Annotated in this window: 10 protein-coding genes; 4 read left to right on the top strand and 6 right to left on the bottom strand. The window is 73.5% G+C overall.

The features are described 5' to 3' along the window. Nucleotides 1–509: 509 nt before the first annotated feature. On the bottom strand, nt 510–1931 hold the full coding sequence (locus tag ACZ4VF_RS01990) for a lipase maturation factor family protein (protein ID WP_467922542.1): 1422 nt from the start codon (nt 1929–1931) through the stop codon (nt 510–512). Nucleotides 1932–2057: 126 nt separating this feature from the next. Between ACZ4VF_RS01990 and ACZ4VF_RS01985 the strand changes: the two genes are divergently transcribed. Genes ACZ4VF_RS01985 through ACZ4VF_RS01975 form a run of 3 tightly spaced genes read left to right on the top strand, consistent with a single transcriptional unit; the run spans nt 2058 to nt 6357 of the window. Further along, nucleotides 2058–3338 carry a DUF6777 domain-containing protein gene (locus ACZ4VF_RS01985; protein WP_467922541.1) on the top strand — a complete coding sequence of 427 codons (1281 nt, stop codon included), beginning with the start codon at nt 2058–2060 and terminating at the stop codon, nt 3336–3338. 28 nt (nt 3339–3366) lie between these two features. After that, entirely contained in the window at nt 3367–5436 is a 2070-nt protein-coding gene (locus ACZ4VF_RS01980; protein WP_467922540.1) for a SpoIIE family protein phosphatase, read from the top strand. 57 nt (nt 5437–5493) lie between these two features. Then, nucleotides 5494–6357 carry an Fpg/Nei family DNA glycosylase gene (locus tag ACZ4VF_RS01975; protein WP_467922539.1) on the top strand — a complete coding sequence of 288 codons (864 nt, stop codon included), beginning with the start codon at nt 5494–5496 and terminating at the stop codon, nt 6355–6357. An 8-nt stretch (nt 6358–6365) separates the two neighbouring features. On the opposite strand, the gene ACZ4VF_RS01970 is transcribed toward ACZ4VF_RS01975, so the two are convergent. From ACZ4VF_RS01970 to ACZ4VF_RS01955, 4 genes are all read right to left on the bottom strand, one after another. Then, nucleotides 6366–6944: a hypothetical protein gene (locus tag ACZ4VF_RS01970; RefSeq protein WP_467922538.1), complete on the bottom strand. Its 579-nt coding sequence runs from the start codon at nt 6942–6944 to the stop codon at nt 6366–6368. A 77-nt stretch (nt 6945–7021) separates the two neighbouring features. Beyond that, on the bottom strand, nt 7022–7675 hold the full coding sequence (locus ACZ4VF_RS01965) for a zf-HC2 domain-containing protein (RefSeq protein ID WP_467922537.1): 654 nt from the start codon (nt 7673–7675) through the stop codon (nt 7022–7024). 222 nt (nt 7676–7897) lie between these two features. Continuing rightward, nucleotides 7898–8407: a hypothetical protein gene (locus tag ACZ4VF_RS01960; RefSeq protein ID WP_467922536.1), complete on the bottom strand. Its 510-nt coding sequence runs from the start codon at nt 8405–8407 to the stop codon at nt 7898–7900. 140 nt (nt 8408–8547) lie between these two features. Beyond that, nucleotides 8548–9096, bottom strand: coding sequence for a sigma-70 family RNA polymerase sigma factor (locus tag ACZ4VF_RS01955; protein WP_467922535.1), 549 nt, complete (start codon nt 9094–9096; stop codon nt 8548–8550). A 216-nt stretch (nt 9097–9312) separates the two neighbouring features. Here ACZ4VF_RS01955 and ACZ4VF_RS01950 point away from each other — a divergent pair, with 216 nt between their 5' ends. Further along, nucleotides 9313–10461 (top strand): CapA family protein, encoded by a 1149-nt coding sequence (locus ACZ4VF_RS01950; protein WP_467922534.1) that lies wholly within the window; start codon nt 9313–9315, stop codon nt 10459–10461. A gap of 12 nt (nt 10462–10473) precedes the next feature. On the opposite strand, the gene ACZ4VF_RS01945 is transcribed toward ACZ4VF_RS01950, so the two are convergent. Continuing rightward, nucleotides 10474–11898: an amino acid permease gene (locus ACZ4VF_RS01945; protein WP_467922533.1), complete on the bottom strand. Its 1425-nt coding sequence runs from the start codon at nt 11896–11898 to the stop codon at nt 10474–10476. Nucleotide 11899: the final 1 nt, after the last annotated feature.

The raw sequence follows: 11899 nt of genomic DNA, 5'->3' as shown, positions 1-11899 counted from the left end.
CGGGCGGCGAGGGCGCGGTGGACGGCGGAGGACCGGGTCGTCGAGCACGTCGACCGCCTCCACGCACACTCCGCCACCCGGGTCGGCCTCCGCGACGGCCTCCGCGCGGCACTCACCGCGTCCGGCTTCTCCGCCGCCCCGCGCCCGGAATCCGTGGCGCGCCGCACCTATCCCGGCGGCACCTACCGGGCCGCCGGCCCCGACACCGGCAACGGGCAGGCCGCATGAGCGAGTTCACGGGCCTGCGCGCCCTGTCACCGGTGGCGCGTCCGGCACCGGCCGGGCCACCGCCTGACTCCTCGCCGAGCGCGGTGCCCGGGTCGCCGTCCTCGGCCTGGAGCCGGCCCGCGTGGACGCACCGCTCCTCGCGCCGACGCCACCGGCCACGCCTCGGTGCGTGCGGCCGTGACCGAGGCCGCCGAGGCGCCGGGCGGGCTCGGCATCCTCGTGAACAACGCCGGTACCGGCGTCCAGGGCACCGCGCTGTCCGAGACCACCGGGGCCCGCGTCTACGACCTCTGGGCCGCCCCCGCCAGCCGCGTCGGCGGCAGGTACTCCCGTACGAAGGTCCGCTCCCAGCACGCCCCCGTCTCCCGCAGCTCCCGCCAGCTCGTGTACCGGTACCGGAACAGCCGGGCCCGCACGTAGCGGGGCGGGGTGTCCGGCGGGAACGGAGAGCGGCGCAGCAGCCTGAGCGTGTCCCGGTCGTTCTCCAGCAGGCGTTCCACCAGGGCCCCGAACCATTCCCCCGCGTAGCCGGGCGAGAGCGCGGCGAACCACATCAGCCAGTCCAGGCGCAGGTGGTAGGGGGCGAACTGGCGCGGCCAGCGCCGGGGATCGCCGGGCTTGCCCTTGAACGCGTACTCCCGCCAGTCCGAGTCCGCGCGCGGGGTGTCGTCCAGCGTGCCCTCGACCACCACCTCGTAACGCACCCGGCTGACGCTGCCGAACGCGCCGTAGGTGTTCACCAGGTGCAGCGGGTCGAAGGAGCGGTTCATCACCTGGCGGCGGGAGACCATGTTCGTCACCGGGCGGTGACTGAGGAAGAGCAGCAGCGCGGCGACCGCGAGCACCAGCACCTCGTACCACAGGGGGGCCGCCCGCACCGGCGGCGCGGTCACCGGCAGCCGGAGCGCGGACAGGGCCAGCACGATGGTGATCCAGTTCAGCCAGGAGAAGTTGCCGGAGAGCACCAGCCACAGCTGGGTGACGATCATCAGGGCGGCGGCGGCCGAGGCGATCGGCTGCGGGGTGAACAGCAGGACCGGCACGGCCAGCTGGGTGACGTGGTTGGCGGCCACCTCCACCCGGTGCAGCGGCCTCGGCAGATGGTGGAAGAACCAGCTCAGCGGGCCCGGCATCGGCTGCGTCTCGTGGTGGTGGTCGAGGCAGGTCAGCTTGCGCCAGCACTCGTCGCCCCGCAGCTTGATCAGCCCGGCCCCGAATTCCACCCGGAACAGGATCCAGCGCAGCAGGAACAACACGACGACCGGTGGCGCCACCTCGTCGTTGCCGAGGAACGCGGCGAGGAAACCCGTCTCCAGCAGCAGCGACTCCCAGCCGAACGCGTACCACGTCTGGCCCACGTTGACGATCGACAGGTACAGCGCCCACGGCAGCAGCCACAGCAGGACGCCCGCCCACAGCGGCAGCGCGGAGTCCGCCCCGGCCAGCAGGGCCGCCGACACCGCGCAGCCGGCCCAGGCGCAGCCCGCGAAGAAGCGGTCGGAGTAGTGCAGGTGGAACAGGCTCGGCGCGCGCCGGAAGCGCACCCGGGCGGTGAAGCGGGGGATCGGCAGCATCCCGCGCTCGCCCAGCAGGGCCCGGAACTGCAGGGCCGCCGTCAGGAACGCGACCAGGTACACGGCCGCCAGAGCCCGCTGCAGAACCAGCCGGCTCAGCCAGTAGTCGGGTGCGGTGAACCAGTCCACGGCTGTGCGTGCCTCCTGTGCGGGTTACACCGGCGCAGCTGTCCTCACGACTTCCCCGAGTTGCCAGGCAAAGCTGGGCAATGCCAACAATAGGGCGTAATCACCCACAGTGATGCGGAGTGTGCGGTGCGGATACCCACCCGATCCATCCCCACGGCCTGCGCGCTCATCATGGCGCTGGCCGCGGGCTGCGCCGGCTCCGGCGTCAAGCAGACCAGGACGGGGGAGCTGGTCTGGCTGCAGGCCGCCGGCGAGCGAGGGCCCGAACCCTTCACCGAACCCACGGACACCGGTGCCTCCGGTACCGGATCCCCGCGGAGCACGGCCCGGGTCCAGCCCGGTGACGTCGAGGCGCCCCTGCGTGCGACCCGCAGCCTGTCCGGCGCGACGCCCGGCCTGTACCGGGGCACCCCCCGCGTCGCCGGCTGCGACGCCGAGCGGCACGCGCGGTACCTTGCGGCCGACGCGGCCAGGGCCGAGGCCTTCGCCCAGGCGGCCGGCATCCCCCGCTCGGCGCTCCCCGGCTATCTGCGCGGCCTGACCCCGGTCGTGCTCGGCGCCGACACCCGCGTCACCAGCCACGCCTACCGCGACGGCCGGGCGGCCCGCTACCAGGCCGTGCTGCAGGCCGGGACCGCCGTCCTGGTGGACGACCGGGGTCTGCCCCGGGTCCGCTGCGCCTGCGGCAACCCGCTGGAGCCGCCCGCGCCGACCCGGGGCGGGGCGGGCGCCCGTGGCACCCCGTGGGCCGGCTACCGGCCGAACCAGGTGGTCGTGGTGACCCCGGCGCCCCGGCCCGTCACCAGCATCACCCTGGTCGACACCGCCCGGCGCACCTGGATCGAGCGCCGGATCGGCCCCGACGTGCGCCGGGACCGGGTGGTGCCCCCGCCGGCCTGGGCCACCGCCACCCCTGCCCCCACCCGTCCGGCCACGACCGCCCCGGCCACCACCGGCCCGACCGCCGCCCGCCCGGGGGAGAGCCCACCGCCCGTCTCCCCGGGCCGGACCGGCGCTCCTCCGTCCCCGACCGCACCGGGCCGCCCGGCCGCTCCCACGGACCGCGCGCCCGGTCTCGCGGACGGCGCCGCCACGACCACCCCGCAGCCGCCGCCCCTCGACCCCACCGTCGACCCCGCGCTCGACCTCCCTCCCGGCCCGTCCCTGAGCCCCACCGACGAGTTCGGCCCGCCCGGCCTCCCGGACTTCTCCGACGGCACCGGCCCTCTCACGGCCGACCCGCCGCCCGCCGGCTCCGTCACCACCCCCGGTCCGACCGGCACCGCCGCGGCCGCCACGGGCCCGGCCGGCACCGTGCTCGCCGCCCCCGGGACAGCCGCCGGGACGGCCGCCGGAAGAGCCTCCGGGGCGGCCCCCGCGGACCCGTCCGCCGATCAGGTCGAATAATCCGCCGGATCCTGGCAATCTGGGGCCCATGGCCCACCAGGGAGCGAGCGCCGCCCTGTCCCTCCCGGAGGACTGGCCCGCACACCCGGACCCGATCCTCGCGCTCAACCGCATGGGCAGCTTCGACTGGGACCTGGACGCCGGTCTCTTCCACATGGACGCCCAGGCGTTCGAGGTGTTCGACCTACGGCCCGAGGAATACGACGGGCGCCCCGAGACCCTGGCCGTCCGGGTACCGCCGCCGGAGGCCTCCCGGCTGGACGCCGTGATCGCCCGGGCGATCAAGGACGGCAGCGAGAACTACGGCGCCTATTTCCGCATCCGCTGCCGCGACGGCACCATGCGCTGGACGCACACCCAGGGCTACATCCGGCGCGACGACACCGGCCGCCCGCGCCGGGTCGTCGGCATCGTCCGCGACGCCACCGAGGAACTCGCCGACAGCTCTGCCCGCAGCCTGCGGGCCGCCCAGGACCAGGCCTTCCGGCAGCAGACCGGCGTCGTCCAGGTGATCTCCGCCGCCCTCGCCCACGCCCGCAGCGTCCAGGACGTGATCGACGTCCTCAAGGACACCCACGGCGTCCGCCACCTGGGCGCGGCCAGCCTGGTGATGGGTCTGGTGGAGGCGGGCCGGATCCGGCTGGTGGCCGAGGGACCCGCGGGCGCCTCCGTCCCCGGCACCCGCATCACCCGGACCGACGAGCCGTACCCGATGAGCGAGGTCGTCCGCACGCTCACCCCGCGGTTCATCGAGTCCCCGGAGGAGTTCGCCAGGGACTACCCGATCCTCTGGCCGCACATCACCGACCTGCACATCACCTCGGCCGCCTATCTGCCCCTGATCGCCCAGGCCCGCCCGATCGGCGCCATGGGCCTGCTCTACGACGACCGGCGCGGCTTCTCCGCCGAGGAGCGCGCCGTCCTGGTCGCGCTCGGCAGCAGCATCGCGCAGAGCCTCATGCGGGCCAGGCTCTACGAGCAGGAGAAAGACCTCGCCCAGGGCCTCCAGCAGGCCATGCTGCCCCGCACCATCCCCCGGGTCCGCGGCGCCGACGTCGCGGTCCGCTACCGCTCGGCGGCCCTCGGCCGGGACATCGGCGGCGACTGGTACGACCTGATCCCGCTGCCCGGCGGCCGGGTCGGCGCGGTCATCGGGGACGTCCAGGGCCACGACACGCACGCGGCGGCCGTCATGGGCCAGCTGCGGATCGTGCTGCGCGCCTACGCCGCCGAGGGCCACACCCCGGCCACCGTGATGGCCCGCGCCTCGGTCTTCCTGCACGAACTCGACACCGACCGGTTCGCCACCTGCCTGTACGCCGAGGCCGACCTGTCCACGGGGGTCGTCCAGATGGTCCGCGCCGGGCACATCGACCCGCTGGTCCGGCACGGCGACGGCAGCTGCGTCCGGGTCCCCGTCGAGGGCGGGCTGCCGCTCGGCCTGTCCGCCGAGTTCGGCCGGCTGGAGTACCCGGTCGCCACCCTGGAACTCGACCCCGGGCACACCCTGCTGCTGTGCACCGACGGCCTCGTCGAACGGCCCGGGACCGATCTCGACGACGGCATGAGCGGCCTCGCCGCGCTCATCGCGGACGGCCCGGACGAGGTGTGCGAGCTCGCCGACCTGCTGATCCAGCGGTCCGAGGAGCAGGGCGGCGACGACGACGTGGCCCTGCTCCTGCTGCGCCGCAGCGCCCCCGGGACCGCGCGCGCCGCCGGCCGGCTCCGGCAGCACGTCGCGCCCGGCGATCCCGAAGCGCTCACCCAGGCCCGGCACATGATCCGCGCCGCGGTCCGCGCCTGGGGCGCCCGTGACCGCGCCGACGAGATCGAGCTGGCCGCCGACGAACTGATCACCAACGCGCTCCTGCACACCGAGGGCTCCGCGATCGTCACCCTGCGGTCCCTGGTCGGAAGCGACCGCCGGCTGCGCATCGAGGTCGAGGACTCCTCCAGTGCGCTGCCGCGCCGCCGGGAGGCCGGGGAGGACGGCGTCTCCGGCCGCGGGCTGCTCCTGGTGGACCGGCTCGCCGACGTCTGGGGCGTGGAGGCCCGCGGCGGCGGCAAAGCGGTGTGGTGCGAGTTCCGGGTGCCGTAGTCACCGGCCCGGGCGGCGCCGCGGGGCGTTGTCGGTGCCGGATGGCACTCTGGACGTATGCCGGAACTGCCCGAGGTAGAAGCGCTGACGGACTTCCTCGCCGAGCACCTGGTCGGAAGGCGGCTGGTGCGGGTGCTGCCGGTCGCCGTCAGCGTCCTGAAGACCTACGACCCCCCGGTTACCGCCGTGGAGGGCGCCGGGGTCACGGCCGTGCGCCGGCACGGCAAGTTCCTGGACGTCGCGACGGACACCGGCCTGCACCTGGTGACCCACCTGGCCCGCGCGGGCTGGCTCCAGTGGAGGGACCGGCTGCCGGACGGCCCGCCCAAGCCGGGCAAGGGCCCGCTGGCGCTGCGCGTGGCGCTGGAGACCGGCGAGGGCTTCGACCTGACCGAGGCCGGCACCCAGAAACGCCTCGCGGTGTACGTGGTCCGGGACCCGCACGAGGTCCCGGGCATCGCCCGCCTCGGCCCCGACCCGCTCGCCGCCGACTTCGACGAGGACCGCTTCGCCGCCCTGCTCCGGGAGGAACGGCGGCAGCTGAAGGGCGCCCTGCGCGACCAGTCGCTGATCGCGGGCGTCGGCAACGCCTACAGCGACGAGATCCTGCACGCCGCGAGGATGTCCCCGTTCAAACTCGCCGCCTCCCTGACCCCGGAGGAGACCCACCGGCTGTACACGGCGCTGCGCGACACGCTGACCGAGGCGGTCGAGCGGTCCAGGGGAGTGGCGGCCGGCCGGCTGAAGGCGGAGAAGAAGACCGGCCTGCGCGTCCACGGCCGTACCGGGGAGCCCTGCCCGGTGTGCGGCGACACCGTCCGGGAGGTCTCCTTCAGCGACTCCTCGCTCCAGTACTGCCCGACCTGCCAGACGGGCGGCAAGCCCCTGGCCGACCGCAGGCTGTCCCGTCTGCTGAAGTGAGCCCGGGCTCAGCGCTGGCTGTTGCGGAACCCGATGAGGACGGCTCCCCACCAGCACACCTGGGAGACCAGCGCCGTGCAGGCGCCCCGAACCAGCAGACGCGGGGCCACGGGCCCGTTCCCCTGCGCCCGCATGCGCCGGGCGAGCCGTCCGGCCTGCAGGCCGTTCAGGGTGAGACCGAGGACCAGGGCGAGCTTGGTCCGCGTGAGGGGGGCGCCGAGGTCGGGGTGGAGGAGGGCTCCGCTGGCCACCAGCCCGGCGAGTCCTGTCCAGATGGGCACGTGCAGCCGGTGGGTGCCGTCCAGGGCGTCTGCGAGGGAGCAGCGGCCGGTCAGCCAGAGCAGTGCGTGGTAGTCGGCGGCCAGGACGGCACCGAAGCCGAGCACCAGGGAGGCGAGGTGGACGAAGAGCGCCGCGGTGTGCAGGGTGGCGTCCACCCGCAGGTGCGCGGAGACCCAGGCACAGGCCGTCAGGCTCAGACAGACGCCCACCCCGGCCGCGCCGACGGTCCACCAGGTGTCGTACAGGCCTGGCCGCGGAGCGGTGGGCGCTTGGGGGGACATGGAGGGCTCGGAAGGTACGGACACGGACTGCTCCTGGAAGACTCACGGAAAACTCAGGTAAGGCTCACCTAAGGTGAATCTTCGGTCAAGTCCTGGTGCGGTTACCGTGCCCCTACCGTGACCAGCAGCTTTCCCTCCGCCGTGCGCACCTCGTAGCGGGCGATCTGGTCCGGGTGCATCGACGCGGCGCCCATCGTGGTGGTGGGCCTGGAGCCCTCGCCGGGGTTGGTCCAGCCCGCGACGACCTGTTCCGTGCCGTCGCGGCCGACCGCGACGAGCCGGCAGGTGTGCGCCCCGGAGCCGTCCTTGACCTCCAGCCGCAGATCACTGCCCCAGTCCTGGTCCGCGGAGGTGACCCGTGCCCACACCCCCGTCCGCGGATCGGTCGCCGCCGTGACCCGGGCGGCCTGCTCCCCGTGGCCGGCGAAGGCCACGATCCCGGGACCGGCCACGGCCAGCGCCACCGAGGCGGCCAGGCCGTACAGCAGCCGGCGGCGCCGCGCGCGCCGCCGCTGCGCCAGGTCGCCGAGCAGCCGGTCCAGCAGCCGGGAACCGGGCTGTGCCATGGGGTGCACGAAACGCGGCGTGGCCCGGCGGTACAGCATCAACTGCCGTGTCGTGGGCCCGAACTCGGTCACGTGTGCCGCGCACTGAGGGCACTCCATGATGTGGTCCTCGAAGCGGAAGGCCTCCGCCTCGTCCAGCACGCCGAGCGCGTACGCGCCGACGTCGCGATGCCTTTCCAGGGACCTCATGCCGAATCCTCGTGCCGAAGGGTGGGGGAAGGGTTACTCCTTGCTCCCACCCGTACGCAGCCGACCGCCGAATCACTCAAGCCGCGCGCAGAATCGCGGACAGGAGATTCGGAGCGGCCCGGCCCGCGGATTGGTGTGAATTCCGGGACGTTCAGAAAGTCGTGGGCCGGGGACGTCCCGAAGCGCGGGGCCGGGTGGCCGGCCGGCCGGGGCCCGGATCGTTCAGAAGAGGTGGATCGCGAGGTGGCCGAGGGGCAGGCCGAGCCGCCACGCCGGGGTCCAGACCTTCGGCCCGTCGTCCTCCCCGAGCCCGCCGCCGGGCACCGCGTCCAGGTCCGGGGCGAGCAGCTCGGTCTCCTCCAGCCACCGCCAGGCGTCCTCCGCCAGCGCCAGGTCGGGGCCGGGGGTGCCGGAGCGGGCCGCCCGGTCCGTCAGCTCGGCCATCCGCTCGCTCACCCAGTCCCGCCACGGCTGGTCGTAGGCGGTCAGGGACAGCCAGTTCTCCAGCTGGGAGATCACCCGGATGCCGGACAGCTCCCCGTCGGTGTCGGACAGGAAGACGGTCAGCGCCAGCGCCTCCCGGCCGGCCCGGAACTCGAAGGACGTCGGCGGCATCAGATCGCCGGTGCGCAGCAGCTCGTCGGCGATGTACTCGGCGTACAGCCAGGCCATCGGGACGGCCAGCTCGTCGCCGTCGGTGCCGCCCGTGCCGTCGTGACCTCTGTGCAGCATGCCCTTCCTGCCCTTCCTCCGGTACCTGCGCGTCGCCCGAACACCGGGCCCGGCCCCCGACCGGAGCGCATGAGGACAGCCCATTGCCGAACGCGGGCCGCAGCAAGGCGCTTTGCGAAGGCTTTGCCAGGGCTCCGGTTTCACCGCAGGTCGGCCGCGTAGCCCGGGAGGACCCGGCGCAGGGCGCGCAGCGCGTAGTACGCGCGGGACTTCACGGTACCGGGTGGAATGCCCAGGGTCTGCGCCGCTTCCGCCACACTGGCCCCGAGGAAGTACACGAGCACCAGGACGTCACGGTGTTCCGGCGTGAGTGTCTTCACAGCCTCCCGGACGTCGAGCATCGCCGCGGCCCGTTCGGCGTGGTCGGCGATCACCCGGGCGTTCTCGGGAACCTCGTCGCCGGTCTCGGGCGGCCGTGCCTGCCGGGCCCGCCGGGCGTCGATGGCGAGCCGCCGGGCGACGGTGAGCAGCCAGGGCCGTACGGAGTCGAAGTCGTCGGCGTGCAGCGCCTCGGGATGCTGCCAGGCGCGCACCAGGGTCTCCTGTACGAGGTCCTCGGCGCGCTGCCGGTCTCCGTCGCAGAGCCTGTACAGCAGGGCGAACAGGAATCCGCCGTGCTCGCGCTGGAGCGCGGCCAGCTCGTGCTCGGCGGTCGTCGCCCGGTGGGTGAGTGTGGTTCCGGCCGTCATGGCCGTATCGCAGCGCAGGGCGCGGCCGGTGGACAGAGGGCGGTCCCGGCCCTGCGACGGACGGTCGATCGCGTCGGCGAACGGTCGGCCGGGCGGGACCCGAAGGGCACCGGACGGGCTAATGACCCCACCGGTCTGTTTATCCGGTTCATCAGCTTCATACCCATATGCCCGTCACGGCTTCGTCTGTATATACGACAATCCTGGGGTGAGTTGATGATCGGACGCAGACAGCAGGTGGCCCTGGCCCTGACCGCCGTCCTCGCGGCCGGGGCGGCCTGCCAGAACCAGCACCGGGATACCGGCGCCCAAGGAGAATCCGGGCCCACCGCGGCCCGCGGCTTCACCCTCGTCGCCTCAGGGGACGTGCTGCCGCACACCTCCGTCATCGAACGGGCCGCCTACGACGCCGACGGTGGAGGCCACGACTTCCGCCCCATGCTGGCCGGCGTCCAACCGGTCGTCTCCGGCGCCGACCTGGCGCTGTGTCACATGGAGACCGTCTACGGGGCCGACGGGGACTACGCCGGCTACCCCGTCTTCAAGTCCCCGCCCCAGATCGCCGACGGCCTCGCCGCCACCGGCTACGACGGCTGCTCCACCGCCTCCAACCACGCCCTCGACGACGGCGCCGCCGGCATCCGGCGCACCCTCGACGCCATGGACCGGGCCGGCCTCCGGCACGCCGGTACCGCCCGCAGCGAGGCGGAGGCCCGCACGGCCACGGTGCTGCGGGCCGGCTCGGCCAGGGTCGCCCACCTGTCGTACACCTTCGGCACCAACGGCAACCCGATGCCGCCCGGGCAGCCCTGGGCCGTCGACCTCATCGACGCCGACCGGATGATCGCCGACGCCCGTGCCGCCCGGAAGGCCGGCGCCGACGTGGTCGTGCTCTCGGTGCACTGGGGCACCGAGTGGCAGGACGAACCCGACCGGCTCCAGCTCTCCCTCGCCCGGCGGCTCACCGCCTCCGCCTCCGACGGCCACCGGGACATCGACCTGATCCTCGGCACCCACGCCCACGTCCCGCAGGCGTACGAGAAGGTCAACGGGACCTGGGTGATCTACGGGATGGGCGACCAGATCGCCGGCGAGATGTACAACGGCGAGGGCGCCCAGGACCCGCGGGGCAACGAGTCCACCCTCGGCCGCTTCACCTTCGCCCCGCCCGCCCGGCCCGGCGAGGCCTGGCGGGTCACGAAGGCCGAGTTCGTCCCGCAGCTGTACGACCTCGACGCCGGCCGGGTCGTCAACCTCAACCAGGCCATCGACCGGGGCGCCGAACTGCAGGCCCGGCGCGACCGGATCCGCCAGGTGGTGCTCAGCCGCGGCGCCGCCCAGGACGGCCTGGTCATGGGGGAGTGACCGGCGTACCGGTCACTCGGCGGGCTGCCGGTCGGCCAGCACCGAGCGCCGGTAGGAGTAGCCGAAGTAGATCACGCAGCCGATCGCGAACCACACCGCGAACCGAACCCAGGTCTGCCACTGCAGGAACGTGATCAGCCAGATCGAGAACAGGACACCCAGGGCGGGCACGACCGGCATCCCCGGCGTCCGGAAGGTGCGCGGCAGCTCCGGCCGCCGGTAACGCAGCACGATCACCGCCGCGCACACCACCACGAACGCCAGCAGGATGCCGATGTTGGTCAGCTGCGCCGCCTCACCGATCGGGACGAACCCGGCGATGACGGCCGAGGCCGCCCCGACGATCCAGGTCACCCGGGTCGGCACGTGCCGCGTCGGGTGCGTCTTGGCGAACCACCGGGGCAGCAGCCCGTCCCGGGACATCGCGAACCACACCCGGGTCACGCCCAGCATGAACGTGAACATCACCGTGAGGATGCCGATGATCGCCCCGACCGCGATCACGTCCGCCAGCGCGCCGAGCCCCACCGACTTGAACGCCGTCGAGAAGCCGCTCTCCTTGTCGATGTGCCGGTAGTTCTGCATGCCCGTCAGCACCAGACAGGCCGCCACGTACAGCACCATGGAGATCACCAGCGAGTAGACGATCGCCTTCGGCATGTGCCGCTGGGCGTCCCTCGACTCCTCGGCCGCCGTCGACATCGCGTCGTAGCCGAACACCGCGAAGAACACCGTCGCGGCGCCGGTGAACGCCCCGCTGATGCCGTAGGGGAAGAACGGGTGGTAGTTCCCGGTGTTGATGTGGAACACGCCCACCCCGATCACCAGCAGCACCACCAGCACCTTCAGCCCGACCACGAACGTCTCGAAGCGGGCCGCGCTGCGGATGCCCAGGTTCAGCAGCCAGGCGATCAGCAGGCAGAGCACGGCCGCGAACAGGTCGACCCGGTGCCCGGGCCCGGTCCCGGGCGCGCCCAGCATCCACTGCGGCAGGCCGGCGCCCAGCTCCTCGACGAGGAAGCTGAAGTAGCCGGAGATGCCGATGGCCACCACGGCCACGATCGCCGTGTACTCCAGGAGCAGGTCCCAGCCGATGAACCAGCCCGCGAACTCGCCGAGCACCGCGTACCCGTACGTGTAGGCGGACCCCGCCTTCGGGATCATCCCGGCGAACTCGGCGTACGACAGCGCCGCGCAGGCGCTCGCGAGACCGGCGACCAGGAAGGACACCAGCACCGCGGGCCCGGCCGTCCCGTTCGCCACCGTGCCGGCCAGCGTGAAGATGCCCGCGCCGATGATGCCGCCCACGCCGATGGCGGTGAGCTGCCAGAGCCCCAGCGACCTGTCCAGCCGGGTGCCCTCGCCGACCTCGGTCTCCTCGATGTGCTCGATGGGTTTGCGGCGGAGAATTCCCTCACCCGCGCGGATCCTGGCCATG

The sequence above is a fragment of the Streptomyces sp. NPDC029151 genome (assembly GCF_055564315.1).
Note: the sequence above shows the minus strand (reverse complement) of the source record. Positions and strands in the feature narration are given on the sequence as shown.